Source organism: Microbacterium testaceum StLB037 (assembly GCF_008763945.1).
GTDB lineage: Bacteria > Actinomycetota > Actinomycetes > Actinomycetales > Microbacteriaceae > Microbacterium > Microbacterium testaceum_G.
The window spans coordinates 1,362,431-1,386,189 of record NZ_VTQH01000001.1 but is presented as its reverse complement, the minus strand read 5'-3'; the positions used below and the strand labels follow the sequence as shown (position 1 = coordinate 1,386,189).

Sequence of the window (23,759 nt, the reverse complement as noted above, 5' to 3'; positions counted from 1 at the left end):
CCGTGTCCCGAGCACCGCACGAGGGAGTCCCCCTGTCTCAGCCCGCCCCGCAGAGCCACCGGCCCGACGGTCCCATCGTCCTCACCGATGCGACCGCGCTGCCGTCGCTCGGCGGTGCCTTCTCGGGGCGGTACCGTCTGATCGAGCCGCTCGGGTCCGACGTCGAGGGAACCGTGTACCGCGCTCGCGACGACGTGCTCGCGCGCGACGTGGCGGTGAAGATCTTCCCCCTCGACCCGGTCGAGGCCTCGCGCCCGCGGCGCCGGCTCGCGGCGGCGCGCATCCTCACAGCCCTCGACCACCCCTCGCTGGTGACGCTGTACGACGCCCACCTCACGCACGAGGGCCACGGCTACCTCGTCATGGAGTTCATCCCCGGGCCGACCCTGCGCCAGCACCTCGACGCCCACGGAGCCCTCGCCCCCGACTTCGCCGCGGGCCTGCTGCGCGACACCGCCGACGGTCTCGCCGCGATCCACGCGGTCGGCATCGTGCACCAGCACCTCGAGTCGTCGAACGTGCTCCTGCGTCCCGAGCGCGCCGCCTCCCGTCCTTACACCGCCGTCCTCGCCGACTTCGGGGTGACGCAGGTGCTCGGCGCGCGCCCGACTTCCGCGCAGACGCATCCGGATGCCGAATACCTCCCGCCCGAGCGACTGCACGGCGAGCCGGCGACCCCGGCATCCGACATCTACGCCCTGGGGCTGCTGGCCGAGGAGATGCTCACGGCCGACGGGCCGCTCAGCGGCGGAGCGATGCAGGAGCTCGTGCTCGCGCCTCTCGACTACGACCCCGAGGTGCCGAAGGGCTTCGGGTACGGCTGGGAGGTGCTGCTGACCGCGATGACCGACCCCGACCCCGCGGCGCGTCCGACGGCGGCCGAGGTGTCGGATCTCGCGCGCGAGCTCGAGGGGCGGGCGGCTGGCGCGGCGACGGAGAGCGCGGAGGCCACCCCCGCTGTTGCGGATGCGCCCGAGCTCGTGACCGCCCTCCGCGCCGTGCACCAGGCTCGCGCGACCTCGGTCCGTCGCCGCTCTCCGCTGTGGGCGTGGGTCACGCACTACCGCTGAGCGCGGGTCACTCCTCGACCGGCAGCGCGCGCTGGGCCACGAGGCGACGAGCCTCGACCGCGGCGGCGGCGAAGTCGGCATCCGGATCATCCATGATGATCGCCGTGGCGCGGGCGTGCGCGCTGACGACGTCATAAGCAGAGGCCGCGGCGCGTTCGACGGTCGGTTCGGCGCGGAACCCGATCGCGGCGAACGCCCGACTCAGGCTCCGCTGGGTGTCGTGGTCGCCCCGGCCGAACTGGGTCGAGAGCTCCTCGGCGAGGTTCTCGTGCTGGTCGTCGGGAACGAGACCGGATGCCGTCCGCCAGGCCGCCCGGGCCACCTCGGGGTGCCTGTCGCGAAGGACTGCCGGGGTGATGACCGTGAAGGCGACGGGGTCGCCGATCTTCGACAGGGTGTGCAGCGCTTGGCTGCGCGCCTGCGGGATCTCGGACGCCACCTCGGGCAGGAGTGCGGCGACCGTGCGCGCGGGATCGTGCCGCGTGAGGGCCCAGGTCAGCATGTCGCGCACGAAGAAGTCGGTCTCGACCGCGCACCGGGCGACCAGCACGTCGATGTAGCGATCGTCGGGCCGCGTCCCCGCGGCGAGCGCGGCCTGCAGCCGGGCCGAGGCGTCGGAGTGCTCGAGGGCCGCGCGCAGGCGGTCGGCGGGAGTGGGGTCGGTCATGGTGCTCTCCAGCGTTTCACGCCGCGAGGTGGGGTGGGGCGAACGGCGTTCTATGTTCACCGTCGGCGCGCGCGGCCGCGGCCTGACATCCTGGCTGGACCCCCTTCCCCCGCAGACAGGCCCCCGCATGACCGAGATCGCGATCGTGAAGAACCAGGCGGATGCCGGCCGCATCGCCGCCGACCTCATCGTCGAGGTCCTGGGCCGCCGCAGCGACCCGACACTGGGCCTGGCCACCGGATCGACGCCCCTCGCGGTGTGGTCGGCGCTGGCCGAGCGCTCGCTCGACCTCTCGGCCGTGCGCGGCTTCGCGCTCGACGAGTACGTGGGCCTTCCCGCCGGACACCCCGAGAGCTACCGCGCCGTCGTCGACCGTGACATCGTCGCTCCCCTCGGGCTCGACCCCGCTCTCGTGCGGGTGCCCGGCGACGACTACGGCCCGCTGTCCGAGGCCGGCGAGCGCTACGAGACCGCGATCGCCGCCGCCGGCGGCATCGACCTGCAGATCCTCGGCATCGGCCGCACCGGACACATCGGCTTCAACGAGCCGGGGTCCTCGCTCGCCTCGCGCACACGCCTCAAGGCGCTGACTCCCGCCACCCGGGCCGACAACGCGCGCTTCTTCGACAGCGTCGACGATGTGCCCACCCACTGCCTCACGCAGGGCATCGGCACGATCCTCGACGCCGGAGTGCTCGTGCTGCTCGCGTTCGGGGAGGCGAAGGCCCCCGCCGTCGCGGCGGCCGTCGAGGGTCCGCTGACCTCGTCGTGCCCGGCATCCGCGATCCAGCTGCACCGCCGGGCCGTGGTCATCGTCGACGAAGCCGCCGCCGCCCAGCTCGAGCACCGCGACTACTACCGCTTCGCGTGGGACCACCGCGAGATCGCCACGGCATGACCGCCGACCTGCTGCTCACCGGCGCGCGGGTGGTCGATGCACGGCGTGACCTGCCCGACGCGTGGGTGCACGTGCGTGACGGGCTGATCGCCGCGGTGGGCTCGGGAGCACCCCCTCACGCGGAGGAGCGCCTCGACCTCGCCGGGGCGACGCTCACGCCCGGCCTGATCGACCTGCACGTGCACGGCGGCGGCGGGCACGCGTTCGACGACGGGACGGATGCCATCCTCTCCGGCGTCGCCGCCCATCGCCGCCGCGGCACCACGGCCACGCTCGTCAGCCTCGTCTCGTCCCCCCTCGGGGTTCTGCGGCGGCAGCTGTCCAACGTCGAGATCGCACGGCGGTCGGATCCCGGCATCCTGGGCGTCCATCTCGAGGGCCCGTGCCTCTCGCCCGCGCGGCGCGGAGCGCACGACCCCGCAGCGCTCACGGTCCCCGATGAGCGATTCCTCGACCTCGTGCTCTCCGCCGAGCCCGGCCTCATCCGCCAGATCACCCTCGCACCCGAACTTCCCGGGGCGCTCGACGCGATCGAGCGGTGCACGGCCCACGGCATCCGCGTCGCCATCGGGCACACCGAGGCCGATTACGCCCTCACGCGCGAGGCGATCGCCCGCGGTGCGACCCTGCTGACCCACGCCCTCAATGCGATGCCCGCAATCGGCCACCGCCAGCCCGGGCCCGTGCCGGCCGCTCTCGACGACGACCGCGTCACCCTCGAGCTCATCCTCGACGGCGTGCACGTGCATCCCGCCGTCGCCCGCATGCTGCTGACCGCGGCGCCGCACCGGGTGGCTTTGACCACGGATGCCATGGCCGCCGCCGCCCACGTCGATGGCACCTACCGGCTGGGGGAGCTCGACGTCCACGTCGCCGACGGACGCGCGCTGCTCGGCGACGGCGTCACGATCGCGGGTTCCACGCTGACCCTCGACCGCGCGGTGCGTACGGCTGTCGTCTCCCTGGGCCTGAGCGCCTCGGATGCCGTTGGGGCGGCGACCGCGGTGCCCGCTGCGGCGTTGGGCGACTCCACGCGGGGATTGCTCGAGCCCGGAATGCGCGCCGACCTGGTCGCGTGGGACGCCGACTGGCGTGTGCAGCGGGTGTGGCTCAGCCCTTCTTCGTGACCCGCCGCTCCACGAGCTTGCGCGCGACGTCCATGAAGCTCGGCGCGTACTTCGCCCACTCCTGATCGAGCTTGCGCACGTCGATCTTCCCCGTGTGCAGGAGCTCGCAGATTTTCAGCCAGCTCTCCCCCGTCGCCGCCGTCAGGGCACCCGCGACCGCGGCGTTCACGACGATCCCGGCGCCCGGGATGAGCTTGAGGAAGCTCGTCGCGAGCGCCCGGCCCGCGACCTGCACGCCGAACTGCGCGAGAGCGCCCGCCGACAGCATCGTCTTGACCTCGAGGTCGTAAATCGCGGCGATGCGGCCCATCATCGTGAGCTGAATCGGCGCCAGAGTGACCGCATCAGAGACGGGAAGCGGAACCGTCGCCGCTCCCGCGGCCGCTGCGGCCGCCGCGGCGATGATCGGCCGCGCCATCTCCCTCTTCCACGGGAGGTTGAGTCGCTGTGCGATGCGAAAGGCGTCCTTGTCGCGCTCGGGCGCGAGTTCGAGGGTCTGCGTGACAAGGTCACCGAGGCCGTGCCCCTTGCCCTTCCCGTTCTTGTCGCGGGTCGAGGTGAGGATGACCTGCCGATACGGGATGCGCAGCCGCTCGCCGGTGTTCGGATCAATCGGGTCGTTGAGCCACTCGACGAAGGCCTCGAGGTCTTTCGCGACGCCCTGGTGCCCGGTGATCGGGTTCTTGATCCAGTCGACCTTCGTCAGCACGAGGATCACCGGCAGTCCCCGCGCATCGAGCTCACGGATCATGGCGATGTCCGCCGGGGTGAGCCGGTCGTCGGCGGCCCGCACGCAGTACCAGACGACCGATATCTGGTGGTCGCCGGGGTGAGCGGCGATGGCGTCGAGGTGGTTGCGCAGCTGCTGGTCGGGCGGGATGGGCGAGCCGATCTCGAACCCCTCGACGTCCCAGATGCCGAGCGAGTCGTCGCTGTAGAAGTGCACGCCGCGGGTGACCGGCAGCCCGCGCCCGACCTTCGCCCAGTCGCGCCCGAAGACCGCGTTGACCAGCGACGATTTGCCGACGCCCGAGGCGCCGACGATCGCGAGGTTGAACCGCCCGTAGCGCGACTTCGCCTCGGACGTCGCCTGGACGAAGGCCTTGTCGTCGAGGTCGGGTTGCTTCGCGTCTTTCCTGGCCATGGCGCCCCCTCGCTCGTGTATGTCTCCGTCAGTGTCGCATCCGTCGCGCCCGGGCGGCCGAGGCTGGACAGCGGCCGACCGCTCCCCCGCCCTCCGAGATCACACGATCGGGTCGACCGCACCCGTTAGGCCCTCGCGGAACGCGTGATCTCGCGCCGATCGTGTCATCTCGCGGACGACGGCCCGCCGCCCGCTCACGGCTGCCGCCGCTCCCCCACCCACCCGTCGCCGTCCCGCGTGAACACGATCCGGTCATGCAACCGCGACGGGCGCCCCTGCCAGAATTCGATCTCGCGCGGCTCGACCCGATACCCGCCCCAGTGCGGCGGACGCGGCACAACCGCGTCGTCAGCGAACCGCGCCGACACCTCGGCCATTTGCTCCTCGAGAGCGGTTCGGGATGCCACGGCCTCGGACTGGTGGCTCGCCCACGCCGACAGTTGGGAGCCGCGCGGCCGCGACGCGAAATAGGCATCGTCACGCTCGGCGGGCAGGGGCGTGGCCGTGCCGAGCACGATCACCTGACGCTGCAGCGCGTACCAGGGGAACAGGATCGACACCGCCGGGTTCCCGGCCAGCGCCCGGCCCTTCCGCGAATCTCGGTTGGTGAAGAACCACAGGGCGCCGTCGTCGTCGATTCCGCGGAGCAGGACCGTGCGCGAGGTCGGCCGGCCCTCGGCATCCACCGTCGAAACGACCATCGCGTTCGGCTCGGGCTGCTCGGCGGCCTCGTCGAGCCACCGGTGCAGCAGCTCGACCGGCGAGGCGGCGAGCGCGCTGTCGTCGAGCTCGTCGAGCCGGTACTCGAGCCGGTGGGCGAGGGGGTTCTCGGTCATCGCGGGTCCTCCGGTGGGTGGCTGGACCATCAGCGTAGAGCGGCCCGGCGATGACAGAGGCGACGCGCGCAGGGACCAGCGCTGACGGTGCGCGCCCCTCAGAGCCCGGCGATCCCCGCCGATCGCACGACGAAGTAGACGAGGATCGCGACGACAGCCACAACGAGAACGACCGCCGTCCAGAACATCGCGATGCGGAGCCGACGCGTCTGCGCCGACTCACCCGGACGGTTCCACGGAGCGCGCGCCATCAAGGCTTCCTCGAGGTGATGCTCATGCCCCGATCCTGGCGAAGCCCGCCCGCCGGCCACAACCCCGCCGGGCGACACGCCGTCGACCTGCGCGCATGGAATACCGATTGCGCTCTCCGGGTTGGCAAGCCACGGCCCTGTTCCCCCTCGAAAGGACACCCATGAGCCTGTTCGCCCCCACCACCGTCGGAGAGATCGGCGTCCGCAACCGCGTCTCGCTCGCCCCCATGACCCGCCTGCGCGCCGACGCCGACGGAGTCCCCGGTCCGATCGTCGCGAAGTACTACGCGCAGCGCGCCGGCATCGGCCTGCTGGTCACCGAGGGTGTTTTCCCGAGCGACGAGTCGCGCGCGTACCCGGGCCAGCCGGGCATCGTGACCGACGCTCAGGCCGCGGGCTGGGCAAAGGTCGCCGACGCCGTGCACGCCGAGGGCGGCACCGTCTTCATGCAGCTCATGAACGGCGGACGCGTCACGCACCCCGAGATCACCGGAACCGACCGCATCGTCGCCCCCTCGGCGATCGCGATCGACGGCGAGACGCGCCTGGCCGACGGCACGAAGGTCGCCTACGCCACCCCGCACGCTCTCGAGACCGAGGAGCTCGCCATTGTCCGCGACGAGTTCGTCGCCGCTGCCCGCAAGGCGGTCGATGCCGGCTTCGACGGCGTCGAGCTGCACGGTGCCAACGGCTACCTGCTGCACGAGTTCCTCTCGCCCGCATCGAACCAGCGCACCGACGCGTACGGTGGATCGCCCGAGGCCCGCGCCCGCTTCGTCATCGAGGTCGCGCAGGCCGTCGTGGCCGAGGTCGGCGCGACGCGCGTCGGCATCCGCATCTCGCCCGCGCACAACATCCAGGACGTCTGGGAGACCGACGACGCCGAGACCCGCGCCACCTACGAGGCGCTCGTGTCGGGCCTCGCTCCCCTGGGACTTGCGTACCTGAGCGTGCTGCACGCCGACCCCGCCGGCGACCTCATCCAGGACCTCCGCCGCACCTTCGGCGGCACCTTCATCATCAACTCCGGCTTCTCGAGCGTCACCACGCGCGACGAGGCCGTCTCGGTGGTCGAGAAGGACCTCGCCGACCTGGTTGCCGTCGGCCGCCCCGCCATCGCCAACCCCGACCTCGTCACCCGCTGGCAGAAGGGCGCCGACGAGAACGAGGTCGACCAGGCCTCCGTCTACGGCGGCGACGAGCGCGGCTACACGGACTACCCGTTCCTGCAGGGCTGATCAGTCCTGCTGCAAGGGCCCCGCGCGACTCGTTCGCGCGGGGCCCTTTCGCGTTACGCAGGGCCGGTAGCGCTGCACGATCGCCCTCCAGCGGAACTTCTCCGACTTGACGGCGTCGAGCTAACTTCGATTGGCACTTTTGCTTCCCGCCCCGCCCCTCGCCTCCCACCATCAAGTAAGCGGCGATGGTCGAATCGCAGGAATTCAATGAATGAGCGAATCCTGTACCCGCTCCCACTGATAAGCGCACTCTTTTGACACACGGTAGTAGACGGCACGTCCACGACTGGGGGAAAGCTCCGTTCCCCAAGCGCCAGTGAACGGCGCATCTGCGTATTTGCCTCCGAAATGCGCATGAATGTGGCGGTACAGGTGTGTGCGGAAGGCCCTCACCTCAGACACCTCAAGGCCGGTCCATTCGCTCAGCTGACTTACGGCGACCCATTCATCAACGTGGTCCTCGCGAATTATGGCGTCCATGATGGCTCGGTAATTCCCTGCGGTCTTCGTCCGGGAATTTGCGAGCGCAATGATGTCCGCATCATCCCAAAGCGGATAGTCAGGGCGCATCGGCTGGCTGACGGTGCCATCGGCGATGACTCTCGCCAGCTCCTTCTGCACCTTCGGGTGAGCCTTGAGCATCGCAACGAGCTGCGCCACTTGCGCGGCGAAGCGCGCGGGCACCTCAATAGATTGCGTTTCTTCCCCGGCAAATCGACTCATGATCGTCCTCTCCCTGTCTGGTGTACTGCACCATGCTGTGCACCATACACTGCTCCATACCGCCAGTAGGGTCTAGAAGGCGCCGCCGCCCCGTTGGAGACAGTGCCGAGGGTGACCCGAATCCGTTCGAGTGCGGGCGCGACCGTACGGGCAACGTGTAACCCCCACCGGGGCAGCGCGCGATCTTCAACTCGCTGCGGCCCTGCTCCACGCTGCCGCGTAGCCAGCGAAGACGTCAGCGGCCCCGGGAGGCGATCATTCGGCAGGAGAGCGCTTCGGCGACTCAAGCCGGCCGGTATCGCTGCACCCTGGCACCCGCCAGAAAATTCGACTGCTCCACCAGCTCGAGCTTCACCTGATTCTGTATGCCATCGAGCAGACGAGGCCCTCGACCCGCAATCGCCGGATGCACCACGAACGTGAACTCGTCGACGAGCCCCTCCGCCGCGAGCACCGCAGGAAGCTTCACCCCACCGAGCGCGATCCCGCGCCCCGGTTCTTCCTTAAGCCGCCGAACAGCCTCGACCACATCACCCCGCACCAGTTCGGCGTTCCAGTCGACGGCGTCGAGGGTTCCGGATGCCACGACCTTCCGCATCGGATCCATCACTTCCGAGAACGCGACCTCACTGGCATCCATCCAGTCCGGCCACTCCCCCGATTCCGGTCGGCGCCACGCGCCCTCCATCAACTCGTAGGTGACGCGGCCGTAGAGGAGGGTGTCGGAGCGGCGCAGCTCGTCGGTCCAGAACGCCATGGACTCCTCGTCCGGCGGCAGGCCCGCTTCGTGATGCACGCAGCCGGCGAGGGTGACGTTGATGGCGTAGCGGAGGGGCTGGGTCATGCCGGCTGCCAATCCGCTTCTTCTCCCCCAGGCGGCGTCGATGCGCTCGACATGCTCGCGGGCTTCACCATTCCGGCAGTCCTCGTTGCCACTCGTGGTCTTCTCGTAGTCCCACCCGCGGCGAGAGTGCATACTTTCGGTAGATCGAGGGCAGCAGGACCGGCGCGGCCGCCTGGTCGAGCTCGAGCAAATCCCAACGATCTTCGTACCGAACGAACGCGTCCACGCCGACCCTCGATCGGTCGACCGGCGCGTTGCGCTTTCCGATGGCCGCGTCCGGATCGGTCAACCAGTTCATGTGCGCAATCCAAGCTGCTGCGGCTACGTGCATACGTGGAACCACGAAGCTGCGCGGCCTCACGGAATGGTCCAGGGGGACGGCTACCAGGACGAAGAACTCTCGTCCGTGGGCGCTTGGGGCCTGTGATTTGTTCCCCAGCGGCCAGCTGACGCGCCCCGCCTTCTCGCCGCGCGCGGTCTTGACCTGTATTTCGACGAGCCGGCGACTCGCGCCTTCAGCCTTAACGGCCAAGATGTCGGTTCGCTCGAGTCCATCTCGAGTCAATGCGGGAGCCCAACCGCGCCGAGCCAGTTCGGCTGCCGCGTGATGCTCGCCTATGGTCTTTGTCTGCTTCGTGTCGGCCATAGCTGAGGCTAGCGGCAGGGCCTGGCGAGGATCACTACTGAATTCGAGACGTTTCGGTTCATGTTGCCGACTTCGGATTGGCCGCCAGCAGCTCATGCCCGAGCAACCTGAGGAGTGCTGCACGTCTGCCCGCGAGGTGCCCGCTGACAGGTCGGTGTGCCCGTGCTCATCGCACGGAAGTCGGGATCACATTCTCGGTTGATGCGCTTGTCGCTATGCCGGCCGGTGACGCGCCGCGCACACTCCGTAGCGGAGGGGCTGGGTCATGCCGCTAGCTTCCTCGCCGCGGCTCCCCCGCGGAAGAGCCCGCCGCCGCAAACCGCCCCGCCTGCACCGCGAACGCATCCGCCAACTCCTGCGGCCCCACGACCTCCATCGCCACCTCAAACCGCCCGAACGACGCGGCGAGCGCACCCCACGACCACGACCCGACCTCGAGGTTGCAGCGCTCGTCGTCGACGGCGGTAACGACGCCGTCGCCCGCGAAGGGCAGCACGTCCCGCGCCGGCGCGTGCAGCAGCACGGTCCCGCGGCAGGGCCACTCGTTCGTGTCCGATCCCTTGAACCGCGCGGATACGAACGCGTCGACGTCCCCGCCCGGCACGACCCGCGGCACGAACGGAGCCCCGTGCGGCACCCGGGGTCGCACGCGATCCGCCGAGAAGAGCCGCCAGTCCTCGCGCTCGAGATCCCACCCGAGCAGGTACCACCGGCCGTGGGATGCCACGAGGTGATGGGGCTCGATACGTCGAGGCTGAGGTTCTCCCTCGCCCCTCGGCAGGTAGTCGAAGCGGATCGACACACGATCGCGCACCGCCTGCGCGAGCGTCAGCAGCACCTCCAGCGGAACGGCAGCGACCGGCGCTTCCCCGGGACGGCCCACCGTGGTCACCTCCACCGCGTCGAGCCGATGCCGCAGCCGCGATGGCAGCACCTGCCGCATCGTCGCGAGAGCGCGCACCGCCGCCTCACCGATGTCCGCACCCGACGCGGGAGCCGCGCGCAGAGCGATCGCGACCGCGAGCGCCTGATCGTCGTCGAACAACAGCGGCGGCATCTCGGCGCCCGCGTCGAGGCGGTATCCCCCGTCGGGGCCCATCGTCGTCTCGATCCGGTAGCCCATCTCACGGAGGCGATCGATGTCGCGCCGCACTGTGCGATCGCTGACATCCAGCCGCGACGCCAACACCGACCCCGGCCAGTCCCGCCGCGCCTGCAGCAGCGACAGCAGGGTGAGCAATCGCGACGTCGTGGCCATGCATCTGACCGTAGTCGCGGTCTAGGACAGAAACCGACCTATACGGGTGGGAACGTGATCTCACGAGCCGATCCCGGCCATTCATCGAGGAGCAGACATGCCCGTGCAGACCACCACCCACCTGAACTTCCGCGGCGATGTCCGCCAGGCGCTCGAGTTCTACCAGTCCGTCTTCGGCGGCCACCTCGTCGTCAACACCTACGCCGACTTCGGCATGCCGGCCGAGATCCCCGGCGCCGAGAAGGTCGTCTTCGGCCTGGTCGCCGGCGAGAACGGCTTCCGCATCATGGGCTACGACATCCCCGGACGCACCGAGGGCGGCATCGCAGCCCCCGGCGCCACCCACCGCGAGAACAACACCACGGTCACCGACCAGTCGCTGTTCGTCTCGATCAGCACCCCCACCCTCGAGGAGCTCCAGGGCTACTGGGACACCCTGTCGACGGATGCCACGATCGTCGAACCCCTCGCCGCATCGGCGTGGAGCGCCGGCTTCGGCATGCTGACCGACCGCTTCGGCGTGACGTGGAGCGCGTCGGTCGCGGCGGAGTGACGTGTGCGGTCGCGGCGCGCACCCGCTGCGCGTCGCGGCCGTCTACCGGCCTCATTGGGTGCCGACCCCGCGGCGCCGCACCTTCATCGTCAACTCCGGCTTCTCGCGCATGACCACGCGCGACGAGGCCGTCACCGCCGTCGAAGATGGCGTCGCCGACCTGGTCGCCGTCGGTCGCCCCGCGATCGCCAACCCCGACCTCGTCACCCGCTGGCAGAAGGGCGCCGACGAGAACGAGGTAAACCAGGCCACCGTGTACGGCGGCGGCGAGACCGGATACACCGACTACCCGTTCCTCCAGGACTGAGTTCCGGATGCCGGGGCCTCGCGCGACCAGTTCGCGCGGGGCCCTCTCCTATGAGACCGGTCGGTAGCGCTGCATCATCGCGCCCGAGGCGAACGCACGCTGCTCGACGAGCTCGAGGTGGATCTGATCCCGAATGCCGTCGAGCAGCCGTGGTCCGCGCCCCGCGACGACCGGATGCACGACGAAGGTGTACTCATCGATGAGCCCGCGGGCCGCGAGCGTCGCGGGGAGCTTCACGCCGCCCAGCGCGATGCCCTGCCCCGGCCGTTCCTTGAGTCGTCGGACGGCGTCGACGACGTCGCCCCGGATGAGTTCGGCGTTCCAATCGACGGCGGCGAGGGTTCCGGATGCCACGACCTTCCGCATCGGATCCATCACCTCCGAGAACGTGACCTCACTGTCGTCCATCCAGTCGGGCCACTCCCCCGACTCGGGCCGGCGCCACGCACCTTCCATCAGCTCGTAGGTGACGCGGCCGTAGAGGAGTGTGTCGGAGCGGCGGAGTTCGTCGGTCCAGAACGCCATGGATTCCGCGTCGGGCGGCAAGCCGGCCTCGTGGTGGCAGCAGCCGTCGAGGGTGGTGTTGATGGCGTAGCGGAGGGGCTGGGGCATATCAGAATCCTCCCTTGATCGTGGCGGCCTGTCTCCGTTTATGGCCAGTGGTCCGACTGCTCGTGAGAGGACGGGGAGATCCGCCTGAAGTCGAGGTCGGGCACCGCCTCAACGTGGCCCTCCGTCGTCGACGGGACCTCCCTCAGCGTGCCCGTCGCGGCCTTGCATCGGGGCAGATAACAGTTCACCCAAAAGTTGCTCTCGACCAGCGAGCGCCTCTTCATATGCCGTCGCGACTCGCTTCGCGTTGCGCGCTTCGTCAGACGCCGCTCTCTCATCTCCCCGGAGCCATGTACAAGCTTTCTCAAGCAACGCATGCTGCTGCCGAGCAATCTTCGCACCCGAGGATTTCGGATCGATCAATTCGTGTTCATTGATTCGGAGGGAGATCTGTGCCTTGGCATTCAGGCACGCGCGGAGCGATTGACTGCGCTGGCTGGAGAACTTGAGCTCCTCCTGAACCGCCACCAGGGTGAGGACTGAAGTGAGCAGGCCGCGAAGCGCGTCCGCCCCCGATGTCGCGATGGCCTCTTCCAGCGCCTGCGAAAACAGGTTCGGCGCTGGCCTGATAACGCCGTTTGCTCCGATTACCGCGCCCGCGCCCGCCCCGGCCATCCCTGCTCCGGCGCCCGAGAGCGCTGCCAGCGTCGCAAGACCGCCCATCATTCCCCCTGGACCGAAGGCTGCAAGCGTCGAGGTGATTACAGCCGCACCCGCGAGACCGGCCGGGACTGCGGCCGCAAGCCCGATGCCTGTGGCCGCCAATGTAATCACGCCGCCGGCCACGAGCGCGATAGGCATCCAAGACATGCCATGGGCAAGGTAGTCGTCGACCTCCTTGCGAGCTGAGAAGACTGCTTCGACGATGTCCACGTCAGTCGGCTCGGATCTGTTCAGACGGATGAGACTCAAAGTGGAAACGAGCGCCTGTCGACGCTCATCTGTGTCAGGTTTCGTTTCGATGTCGAACGGAGCCGCGGGAGCGCCCGACCCCAGCATGATTGCGAGCGCGATCAGAGTCTCATCCGCCCAAACGCCACGGATCTTCATCTCTGGGCGCTGCAAGAAGTCCGAAGGTTGGAGTGGTGCCACGGACGGGTCTGCCGCGTGCAAGGCTGCCGCGGCCCTCGTGTTGTCAGCCGCGATGACGCTTCGTGCCCGCTCAAACCGGGCGAGCCGATCGAGATCAGCGGGAAGCCGCTTTGCGAGTTCGCGCAGGTAGAGGGACTGTAGCAACGCAAGCTCCAGCCCTCGTGCTGCGTCCGGCGCTTCGCCAATCACGCTGGCCATATCACTGCCCACAACACCCAGTGCGACGGCTGAGGCAACCGCCGCGTGCGCGCAGTAATACTCGCCTCCGTGCTCGTGGATGAGGGCTGGGACCATCCAATCCTGAAGGGCGACCGCAACATCTAAGACCGACTTGTATCGGTCGCTCAGCCCTCGGCCCGACGTCACGGGATCTCGTGGATCGAAAACATTCACCCAGCCGCCGACCTTATCGAAGGGGAAGTCGTCTAGATTCTGGGTGCGAAACTTTGAGATTCCCCCAAGAGGACTACCTATCGTGACCAGTACCGGGACGTAGATCGTCGCGGGCAATTTCTTCAGAATGTCCGCGGCGACAACCGATCCAAGGCTGTGAGCGAGAATCACGATCTTGGCTCCCGGCGGCACGACCTCGAGAGCGTTCAGGACAATCCGGTGGACTGCCGCTCGAACGTCGGGCGAACGCGCGTAGTTTCGCGCATCTTCGAGTACGGGGCCTAGCGGAGGCACGGAGTTGAACTCGGGCGTGCGCATGAACGCGGGAACACCGTTCGCCAATGGTCGGAGGTGCGCCTCAAGGAACGCCATCCGAGCCGCGTAGGTGGTCTGCGCCTTGCGCAGCTCATCTTTGCCTGGACGTCTCCAAGTTTGGGGAGGCGCAACGGCGCGATCGACTTCTCCTCGAAGCGCGGCCCGGTAATCAGGGCTAATCAAGCGTTCGGGATCGACAGATTCATGTCCAGAACGCGCAAGCGCCTGGTCGAGCGTCAATCGCCAGGCATCCTCGGCAGGCGCGTTGATCCCATGAAGAAACAGAAACCAGAATTCACTCATCCGCACACCCACACTTTCTGATCCTTGACCAAAGCCGCTCGGCGTGCGGCGCAGCCTTCCTGAAACCCGCAGTTTTCATAGCATTCCGCCGCGCCTCGTCAAGTACCTGACGTTCCGAATCGAATTCTTGACCGACCGGGGCGTCGAGCGATCTGCACGTGAGTATCTCGTCGCTGGACACCCGCCTTTGCGGAGTCCTGCGGCACTTAATCGCTGACAATAGACGGGGCCGGGGCTTGATCCCCCCGCGACGATGCCATGCCTCGCCCAAACGCCTGCCCCTGCAGAATCGCGCCCAAGTCCACGCCCGTCGCCGACTTCACGCTGTCGAACGTCGCGGCCAGACCCGCTGCCTGCTCGCGAGCGATGTGCGTACCCGCAGTGTCGCCGCCGACCAGAGTGACGTTGCCGACGTTCTGGTACCCCTTTGCGAACTCCGCCATCAGCGCAGGCAGCTGCGCGATGAGCTCGCGACCCAAGATGGCCTCCTGGTTCTCGCGGAGCGCCTCGGCCTCGGCCTGAATCGCCGCGGCATTCGCCTCACCCTTCGCACGGATGGCCTCCGCTTCGGCGTTGGCCTGAGCCCGCAGCGCCTCAGCCTCGGCGCTGGACTTCGCGCGCAGCGCCTCAGCCTCCGCCTCAGCCCGCGCCCGCACGGCAGCCGCTTCGGCCGCGGCAGATGCCTGCCGAGCCTCAGCCTGACGCTGCACCGCGTAGGCCTCGGCATCCGATTCCTGCTGCGCCACCTGCCGGTCGGTTTCGGCCTTCTTCTGGCGCCCGTACGCCTCGGCATCTGCCTCGGTCTGACGGCGGTACTTCTCTGCGTCCGCGACGCGCTTGACGTCGGCGTCGAGCTCCGCCTGACGATTCTCGGCGCGCTGCACCAGCACCGCCTGCTCCCGCTCGGCGCGAGCGAGGTTCTCGGCCTGCTCCGCCTCGGCGTTGGCACGACCGACCTCCGACTTGGAGGCCGCCGTGTTTTTATCGAACGCCGTCTGCTCGATGAGGTTCGCTTCCTCGGTCGACAGCTGACGCGCCTTCACCTCGCGCGCCGCTTCGATGCGAGCCACCTCGGCCTCGCGCTTGACGCGCTCGACCTCCTGCGCACCGAGGGCCTCGATGTAGCCGTTGCGGTCGGTGACGCCCTGAATGGCGAAAGAGTCGAGAACGAGACCCTGGGCGAGCAGATCGCCCTTGATGCCCTCTGCGATCTCATCACCGAGCTTTTGGCGGTCTTGCATGACCTCTTCGACGTTCAGCTTCGCGACCACACCGCGCAGGGCACCTTCCAACTGTTCGGTGGTGAATACGTCGATTGCCTGGTCCTGCGAGGCGAAGCGTTCCGCAGCCGCGCGTACCTGATCAGGCAGCGATCCGATCTTCACGAGCGCAACGCCGGCCAGGTGAATGGTCACGCCATTCTTTGTCTGCGCGACGGGCTCCATCTTGATCTGCCTCGAACGCAATGAAATGCGGTCCGAACGCTGCGTCAGCTTGTTCACGAATGCACCGCCACCGGTGATGACAGTCATATTCGACGTCAATCCGTCGTCTCCGCGCTGCTTCTTACCGACGATCACAATTGCCTCATCCGCCTGCGGCACCTGATACCAGGCGCGGAAGATGAAGAACCCGATCAGCAGGATCAGCAGCACCGCCCCCACAGCCAGCGCCACTCCGATGATCCAAAACAGGTCACTATTCACGACAGGCCCCCCGGGCTCCCGAACTGACGGATTCTATGAACACGCTATCGCTATAGGTCAGGTCAGCTCAGCCGGCCCCACTCGCGTGACCTGGCGAGAACCCGTTCACGCCTGGCTATTCGCTGCGCCATGGGCCGCCGCTGATACACCCTCGCGCTCGAGCGGAACGCGCGCTGCTCGACCAGGTTGAGCTCGACCCGATCCCGGGCGCCATTGGCCAGGCATGGCCTGCGGCCCGCCACGACCGGATGCATTACGAGCATGTGCCGAAGCGACGTAGGCGAGAATATGGGGCGACTGGGTGAACAACCGGGCAGGGCCTCTCGCCGAAAGAATTCCCGCGACCCGCGCGGCGCATGTGCCCATCGATGAGCCCGATGAACGGTGCGCCGGCCGCCGCGCATTGTCGAGAGCTTTTCTCCGACTGCGGGTTCTCGCGCTCCACCACGTGCGACAAGGCTGTCTCGGGTCCCGCGCTAAGCGCCACTGACCGCGCGGCGCGGTCGCCCCGCCTGCATACCCCGACCTCATCACCCGCGATCGTCATTCTTATGTGACGGCAGTGCGCCGTGGCCAAACATCCAGCCGAGCAGCCAAGCGAATCACTCGCCCTTGCGGAACCGGATTCACTCGCGCCGCCGTCCTCCGTGCGCGGAGCGCGGTTGCTGACCACACGATGGATAAAATCCCTCGTCCGCGCCACCAAGATTCCACGACATGACTACAATAAGCGTATTGGCTAATTAATCCGGAACGGGTCTTTGATGAACGAGTTTTGGACCTCTGCGGCAATCGCGACGATATTCGGGGCGGCGATAGGAGGAATGATCAGCGTCTGGGGGTTGTCTCGCAATATCAAACACAAATCGGTTATCGAAGAGCGGCAAAAGTGGCGAGATTCGCTCCGAAGCCTCGTCCCTGAGCTCGTCGGCGAGCTGGACGAAAAGTCGCGCAAGGAGATTCGCGATTCAATTGCGTTGCGGCTGAATCCTTATGAAGACGCAGATTGCGTCGACTTGATCGACAAGTTCCACGGCAATCCGTCTGATGAGTTAGCTTTTGCCATTGTCGCCCGATTCCAAGACCTACTGAAGCGAGACTGGGAGCGGGCGAAGATTGAGGCGGGATTTTGGCCGTGGCGGGCCCGCGATCGGGCTGATGAGCGGGTCAACACCCAGAGACAGCGGTCCCTCAACGCCAGGAAGTCGAATCCAGGCCGCAGCTCCGGTTAGCGACGAACAGTAAGAACTACATCACATCAAGAGCAGCCTGGAGCTAAGCGAGAACCCAGACTTGAAAATATACGATGTTTTGATTCCCTCTCGTGGCTTCAAGCGCAAGACGGCGCCGCCCCTGATTGAAAGACCTCCAGGCTAGTCGCGTCGTCATCCTCCCTCTGCCCGGCTTCTGCATCCAGGACGAGTCGAAGAGGGGCGACGCCAAACTCTTCTTGTTCACGGCCGCGCGCAAGGATGCATCTCTCGGCTACGTGCGTCGACCCGCTCATGGCTGCGGCGGGCCCTTGAGCCATGCGATCCGGATAGCGCTCTGGATCACCTTTCGCCATCAGACGCAGCTCACAGCACAGGCTGGGGCTAGCGCGCGTTGAGCAATTGTTGCAAGGCCTGCTCAAGACCCGAGTCGATGGCGCCGGATGATGGATGCAGCCGAACAATCTCAGCCCTGCCCGCAGGGTGAGCCTTGGCCGCGCCGCCGAGCGGCGCTGCGACAACTGCATGACCAATCGCGTGCGGAGGGTCAGTCCAGGGCCCGGTGGCGTTCCGTAGCCCCCAGAGGTACTTCGACGCATTGTCCGAGAGGCCAGACACGTCGAGCGTGGAGCCATAATTTTTGGCATCTACGACGACTAGTACTGTTCTTGAATGTACTGTGCGTCGCAGCACGACATCAGGAATCAGTTCGCCGAGCACGGATCCAACTGACTCCGGCCCGAACTGAAAAGGAGTCGAATCAATGGGGGGAATCCGCGGCTGATAGTAAAGCGCGACTTCCGTCCCGTCCTGGGCCCAGGTCGCAAGCGCGCCATCCGAAGCCGACACGCGTGTGCTACCCGCGAGCTCCAGATCCAGCTTTGATAACAAGCTCTCGGCGACCCACGCTTCGTAAAGTTCCCACAGGGGTGACAGCGGGGCAGACTGTTCCCCCGTCCCCACATCCTCGAACGCGCTGATCGCGGCAAGGAATGTCCAGAACGCTGCAGCGCTCCTTGCTGGCCACGTAGAAATCGGCGGATCGGAGGTAGGCGCATCCGGGAAGTTCCGGCGGGACACCTCGCTGAGGAGCGCAATCAACTCATCTCGCAGACCATCGTGCCCGGCGAGAGAGGCGGATGCCTGCACCCGAGAAACCAGCTCGGCGGCGGCAGCGCCGAGGCCGCGAAACCTCATGGGCTCAGTACCTGCGACTCCGCGCACCGTCAAATTTGGGACAATTCGGCCACCCACCCGGAATGCTGACCGAGCTGTGCGCTGCGTCTGTCGAACGAGAATGCGGCCCCCCGGCCGATCTGAAGCAAGCACGATAGTTTTGCGCACTGACTCGGATGGCCAAGAGGAAACAAGAGCATGAGCGCTCCGCTGAGCCGACACCATGTACTTCCACATGACTTCCTGACTCGAACGCGCTTGTAATGACGCCCAGTCGTACGAACCGCCCGCGCCCGCGCGCCGCCGCTCGTGCAGTCGCGCCCGCGCCAACCACATCGCGCGAATGTCCGTGTGACCGTAAACTGCAGGAGGCGGTATCAACAGCTCTGATACCTTGAGTCTGGCTCCAATTGCACTGACAAGATGCAACGATCCGCAGAACTCCGTGAATGGCCCGGTTGCCTCCGAGATCTCGACACGGCCCAGCGATCGGCGCTCGCGCAAATCAGTAGGAAGCGGAACAGGCAATAGCTCGCCCTCAACATCGAGTTCAGCAATCACCGACCCACCGCGACGGTAAGTGACCAGGGTTGATGATGTCATGACTTCAGGAGAGACTCGCCCAGAAGTCGGGAGTAACCCCGAATAGCCCCGAATCAGCAGACTCAAGCCGGTCGAGCCTGGCACTGAGAAGGCCATCCGCGACACACACCGAGCGAAGTTTCGGTAGCGCTCTCCCGAACTGCTCGGACGTTAGTCCTGGTAAGACGTAATGCAGCAAAGCATTCTCCGCCGAGGCCGTAAAATCGACCGCTTCAGCAGGCTCCCCAGAGATTGCAACGTGCCACGACATATAGATGACTGCGCGCTGCACATCGCGCGGACTGACTACGTTTCTGCCCGAGTCAAGCGCATCAGCTAGCTCCTGTAGCAGGACTCTTAGCGGCTCACGGTAGGCGGCTTGGCGCCCATGCACTTCTACGCGCGCCCAGGCAGCGTGAGGATCGCCGACTAAGGCGGCAGCCTCCCCCTCCGGAAACGTTCGATCGAGGTTCGATATGGCCGCGACGGAGTCCAAACTGTCGGCGAGCTTGGGAGGCTCCAGAAGGAGTACACAGGCACGCCCACTCACCTTCGGGGCCGGCGCGGGCGCGGTCGAATCAACGTTGATTGTCGCAAGGAAGCGAGGATAACGTCCGACCTCCACCTGAGAGGGCACCTCCTCGAAACTAGAGGCGCTGTGAAACGACCAAGTCAGAGTCGGAAAGCGAGTTGAGCTTGCGGCAGTAATCAGCTCCCCTGCGTACGCCTCAATAGGGCTCAGATTTGCTTCTTCGATTGTGAAGAAGGGGGTGCTGGCGCTGCCCCGCACCGAGACAAATGCCTCGGTGGACGGACTACGAAGGTACGTGTCGGTAAAAGAGTTATATTGACCCAGCAAGTCTTCCGAGGCCGACCATCCCGGGCGCACGTCCACCGTGGCGCGCTCCGTTACAGGGGCGAAGAAGCGGCTAAGAGCTTTAGCCGCTGTGGACTTCCCCGTTCCGCTAGGGCCGACGAAAAGCACCAACTGCGACGACAGAACCGCAGCCAGCATGTCGCATTGTGTATCTCGATCATAAACAAGACCCAGGTTTTGCAAGTAAGCGGAGAACTCGCTCTGCAGATTCTCAAGCTTGTCGATCATGTGACCTCCGTCAGCAATCTGATTCCTGAGCCACCAAGGAGGCTAGCGAGCCTCGAGTGGTCGAGATTCTCCCCACCCCCTGCGGCGCACCAGCCAGCCACGAGGGACATGTCTTCGGAGCGCGGCAGCGGCATGCTTCCACTGCCTGTCGCCTCGTCGACCATCTTTCTGATTCCTCCCGGCAGTAAAACTCGACTACTACCTGTGGCGTCGAATGGCACAAAAAGTCGAGGCTTACCTATCAACCTCGAAGTTTCCCCATCCATACGCGCACAAAAGTCATTATTCAGGTCGCAACGACCTTCTATGGTGTGATGTGCGCAGTTTATTCGACCGACTGCGTAGGCGCTCGCGGGGTCACCTGTTCCGAGCGCGGCTTGAACCGAAAGCCCGCATCGGACACCATTCTGTTGACCCCAAGTGTTTATCGGGTTGTACTCAATGGTCCGCGATGGACTCGTTGCACCGCCGGCTTGGTTCCAGATCCAAGACTCGTCGCCGATTGGCAGCTTCAATGCATCCCGCAAGCGATTTCCAGTCCGCGCCACCAGCGTCAACGGGCTTCGCCCTGCGTCGTACAGGAGATCCAATACGACATGGCTCACCCCAACCATCGCCGGGCGAGCAGGCGCGTTCGGCAGCAAGAAAGCGTCGATTGGCGCCATGAAGAGCTGGCTGATTGCCCAACCGACGTCTACCCTCTGCACATCACGCGCGGACGCGGAAGGCACGCTTTCCCAGTTCTGCATCTCCTGAACCTGCCCGGAACGCGCGAGAACAGTGGCCGTGACCGCGGCGTGGTACAGCTTCGGCGCACGCAGATTCTTTACGCGCTCACGGATCCTGGCGACGGCGTCCCGAAGGTCCGCCGGCGTCGCTGAATACAGAACCGGCATCGTCAACGCCGCACCTGCTGCCCGAACGTTCGCATAGTCGGCCTACCCACGTGATACCGCCTTCGGATCTGAGCAGGCAAGTTCAAGGATACTGATCTCACCCCGGAGCCATTCAGCCAGCTTAGACGGCGCCTTATCGAGCACCATCGCTTGTTCCAGACTAGTGGCCTCACTGAATGGAAGGTCCGCAATCGCATCGCGAACCGTAGGCGGTGGAGAGTCTTCCACCAGGGGTGTCGGCTGATCTGCTTTGAAATACGGATAAACGAGAGAATGTGACGGAACTGGCCAAGAGGGAGGCCCAGAACGCGAAGCCTGGACAATTAGGCGCCGACGCAACTGCGGCACACCATACGCCTCTGCGTGCAGAATTCGCATCTCCACGCTATATCCGAGTAGGTGAAGGCGCTCCATCAACTCATCCAAAAAGAGGCGACCTCTCGACCGAAGCGATGGAACATTCTCGAACAACACGTGCTCGGGCTCGAGTTCTTCCACAGCGCGAAGGAACGCGCGGACAAGCTCGTTCCGAGGGTCATCCACCCTGCAGGGCCCGGCCGTCGAAAAGCCCTGGCAAGGCGGACCTCCAGCCAGAAGGCCGAGCGGCCGACCCAGCAACTCGGATCGCACCGACGAAATCATATTAGCGAATTGCGCCTCGTCTGAGAGATCCCGCCTGAGTATTGCATGCCCCGGCCTAACCCAAGACTGGGCCGCAGTTAGGGCAGCGGCTTCGTAATCGACGCTTGCCACCACATCGTGACCTGCCCACTCCAAGCCCATGCCAAGGCCGCCGACTCCACTGAACAAATCCACGGCCGTGCCCCGAGCAATTACGGATCCCAGTGCATATGCCATCAGCGGGGGGACCGCATTTCCGACTTGCATCGATCTCTGACGGAAGGTTCCGGAGAACTGTACGTAGTCCGGGAAGGTCTGAAGGCGCGCTGCCTCGCGCACAGTTATTAGTCTTGGGGCAGCTGGATGAATAAAGCATCCATTCCCCGGCCTCGAGATGTAAGTCGAGATCGTGTACGAAGGCTTATCCCAAGAGAGTCGTCCGTAATAGGTCGATCGGCTCCCCTCGCCTCGTGCAGCGCTCTCGCGGATTTGCTTAACGCGAGCAGAGGGAAAGTCGATTGGAAGATCTCGCCAGTTTCCACCCGGGGGGACCGCGGCGACAATCTGGCGATCCAGGTCGCTAAGAGTGCCGCTAACGTGATTCGTGACGGCGGGAGTCAAATCGCCAACCCGAGGGGGTGATCTGCGCGACCGGCTGCACGCGCAGCGGGCGATGTCATCGCGGCCAGGGGGACTGCTTCGATAACCGCCTGGTTGTTCACCGAGGTGAGTTGACGGGTCAAGAGTCGGTGCCCTGGTCCTTCCAGAACTAGCACCTCCATCGCTTTCGGTAGATCTCCGGGCATAAGCGGCGCAGCAAGCGGAACAACACCAGCCATATCAGGCGCTGATTTTCTTCTGCCCACCGCCAAGCTCTTGAGCGTCGTCCGACGATCGATTTGAGTCATCATGAATGAAGTTGCCCATGATGCATAGGCAGGTGTGTCCGCACGCCGGAGCGCGTCTGCGGCGTGCGTACTTGTGGGAAAACCGGAGGTTTCTATCGGAACTGCACCGGCCTCGGATCTGATTCGCGACAGGGCGACGCTGCCCGCGAGCACACTAGCGTCGCCGATAGCCCACCCTCGCCCGAGTCGTTCAGCTGCCACCGCAGTTGTTCCGGTACCCGCGTATGGGTCAAGCACAATATCGCCCACCGACGTGACCGCCACAATGATGCGCTCGAGAAGTGCGAGTGGCTTTTGCGTATCGTACCCGACTCGCTCCGAGGAATTAGCGGACAAGGCAGGCACATCGTTCCACAAGTCTTGCAGAACGACACCGTCGGATTCGTGTGCGTACTTTTTCAAGCGCGGCACGCCGGACTTCGAGTAAATGAGGCGGTCGTCAGCGTGAAGTCGCTCCATTTCTTCTATCGTCCATGCCCAATGGCGCCCAGAGGGTGGCCACACGCCCTTCCACTCGTAGTGCGCTCGGGTCCCCAACCGCGATCCTGGTCCCGTGCACGTAATCGCTTGATAAGTGCCTCGACCGTCCGCATGTATAAAGAACTTGCGAAGGTATTCATCCGAATAGGGAACACGTTGGGGCGTCCAAGAATATTTTGAGCTTTTGGAGTAGAACAAGATAACATCATGGATAGGACCAAATCTTCGGGATCCCCCGTGGCTGTTCGTTCGCTTCCAGACTATCTGGTTTCGAAAATTGCTGTATCCAAAAATGGCGTCAACAATGACCTTGAGATAGTGGCTGGCGCTGGAGTCGCAGTGCAGAAAGAGGGTCCCAGTTTCAGCTAGTAGCCGATGCGCTTGCCCAACACGAAGTGCCAAACTCGACAAGTACGCCGAAATTGAGTTCTTGGAATCAAGCGCTTCGATAAGACCTTGTACGCGCCGAGCCGCGGACGGCTCCAAATGCTCGGAGAGCTGTGCGAGGTTGCCGGCAGTTTCGGCCGCGGCCCATGTGTCGCGGAAGGCCGCGACCTGACTGCCCTGCGCGAGGCGAACCTCATAGTCTCGGCCCGAGTAGAACGGCGGATCCATGTAGACAAGCTGTACCGAGCCGGTAGGGGTTTCTCGCATGACCGACAGATTGTCGCCAACCGTGATTTTGCGCACTATTCCTACTTCGTGATCGTTGCGCGGGTCAAACTCACGCACCCGCGTCGCCTCGTCTGACTATACGAGCTAGCGCCGACATCCCCTCTCAGGCATGCCGCGGGCAG

Annotated in this window: 22 protein-coding genes; 7 read left to right on the top strand and 15 right to left on the bottom strand. The window is 65.7% G+C overall.

All coding sequences use genetic code 11. The features are described 5' to 3' along the window. The first annotated feature begins 2 nt into the window (after positions 1-2). Complete coding sequence (locus F9B98_RS06485; RefSeq protein ID WP_191966692.1) at positions 3-1,070, top strand: serine/threonine-protein kinase; 1,068 nt, start codon at positions 3-5, stop codon at positions 1,068-1,070. A 7-nt stretch (positions 1,071-1,077) separates the two neighbouring features. Here F9B98_RS06485 and F9B98_RS06480 read toward each other — a convergent pair whose 3' ends face one another. After that, on the bottom strand, positions 1,078-1,737 hold the full coding sequence (locus F9B98_RS06480; RefSeq protein WP_150954503.1) for a HEAT repeat domain-containing protein: 660 nt from the start codon (positions 1,735-1,737) through the stop codon (positions 1,078-1,080). Between the two features lie 127 nt (positions 1,738-1,864). Here F9B98_RS06480 and F9B98_RS06475 point away from each other — a divergent pair, with 127 nt between their 5' ends. Together F9B98_RS06475 and nagA are read left to right on the top strand one after the other, a co-directional pair. Next, complete coding sequence (locus tag F9B98_RS06475) at positions 1,865-2,635, top strand: glucosamine-6-phosphate deaminase (RefSeq protein WP_150954500.1); 771 nt, start codon at positions 1,865-1,867, stop codon at positions 2,633-2,635. Next, a complete protein-coding gene (gene nagA, locus F9B98_RS06470; RefSeq protein ID WP_150954497.1) occupies positions 2,632-3,762 on the top strand; it encodes an N-acetylglucosamine-6-phosphate deacetylase in 1,131 nt (376 codons plus the stop codon). The genes F9B98_RS06475 and nagA overlap by 4 nt, the downstream gene beginning before the upstream one ends. Here the strand turns inward: nagA and F9B98_RS06465 are convergent. The 3 genes from F9B98_RS06465 to F9B98_RS15915 form a co-directional block, all read right to left on the bottom strand. Next, positions 3,746-4,906, bottom strand: a complete 1,161-nt coding sequence (locus F9B98_RS06465) for a GTPase family protein (protein WP_150954494.1) — start codon at positions 4,904-4,906, stop codon at positions 3,746-3,748. The two genes, nagA and F9B98_RS06465, sit on opposite strands and share 17 nt — an antisense overlap. Positions 4,907-5,100: 194 nt before the next feature. Then, a complete protein-coding gene (gene pdxH, locus F9B98_RS06460; protein WP_150954490.1) occupies positions 5,101-5,742 on the bottom strand; it encodes a pyridoxamine 5'-phosphate oxidase in 642 nt (213 codons plus the stop codon). A 98-nt stretch (positions 5,743-5,840) separates the two neighbouring features. Beyond that, positions 5,841-5,993, bottom strand: a complete 153-nt coding sequence (locus F9B98_RS15915; protein ID WP_191966691.1) for a hypothetical protein — start codon at positions 5,991-5,993, stop codon at positions 5,841-5,843. A gap of 161 nt (positions 5,994-6,154) precedes the next feature. Here F9B98_RS15915 and F9B98_RS06455 point away from each other — a divergent pair, with 161 nt between their 5' ends. Continuing rightward, a complete protein-coding gene (locus tag F9B98_RS06455; RefSeq protein ID WP_150954487.1) occupies positions 6,155-7,231 on the top strand; it encodes an alkene reductase in 1,077 nt (358 codons plus the stop codon). Between the two features lie 204 nt (positions 7,232-7,435). Here F9B98_RS06455 and F9B98_RS06450 read toward each other — a convergent pair whose 3' ends face one another. The 4 genes from F9B98_RS06450 to F9B98_RS06435 all read right to left on the bottom strand — a co-directional run bounded on the left by F9B98_RS06450 (position 7,436) and on the right by F9B98_RS06435 (position 10,702). Then, on the bottom strand, positions 7,436-7,954 hold the full coding sequence (locus F9B98_RS06450; protein WP_150954484.1) for a hypothetical protein: 519 nt from the start codon (positions 7,952-7,954) through the stop codon (positions 7,436-7,438). A 283-nt stretch (positions 7,955-8,237) separates the two neighbouring features. Continuing rightward, positions 8,238-8,798: a dihydrofolate reductase family protein gene (locus F9B98_RS06445; protein ID WP_150954481.1), complete on the bottom strand. Its 561-nt coding sequence runs from the start codon at positions 8,796-8,798 to the stop codon at positions 8,238-8,240. A 64-nt stretch (positions 8,799-8,862) separates the two neighbouring features. Further along, positions 8,863-9,444, bottom strand: a complete 582-nt coding sequence (locus F9B98_RS06440) for a hypothetical protein (protein WP_150954478.1) — start codon at positions 9,442-9,444, stop codon at positions 8,863-8,865. 271 nt (positions 9,445-9,715) lie between these two features. Continuing rightward, the gene (locus tag F9B98_RS06435; protein ID WP_150954476.1) at positions 9,716-10,702 is read right to left on the bottom strand and encodes a helix-turn-helix transcriptional regulator; all 987 of its coding nucleotides are present in this window, start codon (positions 10,700-10,702) and stop codon (positions 9,716-9,718) included. Positions 10,703-10,799: 97 nt separating this feature from the next. Here F9B98_RS06435 and F9B98_RS06430 point away from each other — a divergent pair, with 97 nt between their 5' ends. Both F9B98_RS06430 and F9B98_RS06425 read left to right on the top strand, forming a co-directional pair. Next, a complete protein-coding gene (locus F9B98_RS06430; protein WP_150954473.1) occupies positions 10,800-11,255 on the top strand; it encodes a VOC family protein in 456 nt (151 codons plus the stop codon). A 1-nt stretch (position 11,256) separates the two neighbouring features. Next, positions 11,257-11,562, top strand: a complete 306-nt coding sequence (locus tag F9B98_RS06425) for a hypothetical protein (protein ID WP_412177027.1) — start codon at positions 11,257-11,259, stop codon at positions 11,560-11,562. Between the two features lie 48 nt (positions 11,563-11,610). On the opposite strand, the gene F9B98_RS06420 is transcribed toward F9B98_RS06425, so the two are convergent. From F9B98_RS06420 to F9B98_RS16230, 3 genes are all read right to left on the bottom strand, one after another. Continuing rightward, entirely contained in the window at positions 11,611-12,174 is a 564-nt protein-coding gene (locus F9B98_RS06420) for a dihydrofolate reductase family protein (protein WP_150954470.1), read from the bottom strand. A 108-nt stretch (positions 12,175-12,282) separates the two neighbouring features. Beyond that, on the bottom strand, positions 12,283-14,277 hold the full coding sequence (locus F9B98_RS06415; RefSeq protein WP_150954467.1) for a lipase family protein: 1,995 nt from the start codon (positions 14,275-14,277) through the stop codon (positions 12,283-12,285). A gap of 206 nt (positions 14,278-14,483) precedes the next feature. Further along, positions 14,484-15,983, bottom strand: a complete 1,500-nt coding sequence (locus F9B98_RS16230) for an SPFH domain-containing protein (RefSeq protein ID WP_150954464.1) — start codon at positions 15,981-15,983, stop codon at positions 14,484-14,486. A gap of 764 nt (positions 15,984-16,747) precedes the next feature. Between F9B98_RS16230 and F9B98_RS06405 the strand changes: the two genes are divergently transcribed. Continuing rightward, complete coding sequence (locus F9B98_RS06405; RefSeq protein ID WP_150954461.1) at positions 16,748-17,215, top strand: hypothetical protein; 468 nt, start codon at positions 16,748-16,750, stop codon at positions 17,213-17,215. 363 nt (positions 17,216-17,578) lie between these two features. Here the strand turns inward: F9B98_RS06405 and F9B98_RS15910 are convergent, their stop codons facing one another. From F9B98_RS15910 to F9B98_RS06385, 4 genes are all read right to left on the bottom strand, one after another. After that, the gene (locus F9B98_RS15910; protein WP_191966690.1) at positions 17,579-18,973 is read right to left on the bottom strand and encodes a hypothetical protein; all 1,395 of its coding nucleotides are present in this window, start codon (positions 18,971-18,973) and stop codon (positions 17,579-17,581) included. Between the two features lie 4 nt (positions 18,974-18,977). Further along, a complete protein-coding gene (locus F9B98_RS06395; protein WP_150954453.1) occupies positions 18,978-20,057 on the bottom strand; it encodes a hypothetical protein in 1,080 nt (359 codons plus the stop codon). 938 nt (positions 20,058-20,995) lie between these two features. Continuing rightward, entirely contained in the window at positions 20,996-22,195 is a 1,200-nt protein-coding gene (locus F9B98_RS16270; RefSeq protein WP_191966689.1) for a DNA cytosine methyltransferase, read from the bottom strand. Then, positions 22,192-23,694, bottom strand: coding sequence for a site-specific DNA-methyltransferase (locus F9B98_RS06385; protein WP_150954447.1), 1,503 nt, complete (start codon positions 23,692-23,694; stop codon positions 22,192-22,194). Before F9B98_RS06385 ends, F9B98_RS16270 begins: the two co-directional genes overlap by 4 nt. Positions 23,695-23,759 lie beyond the last annotated feature (65 nt).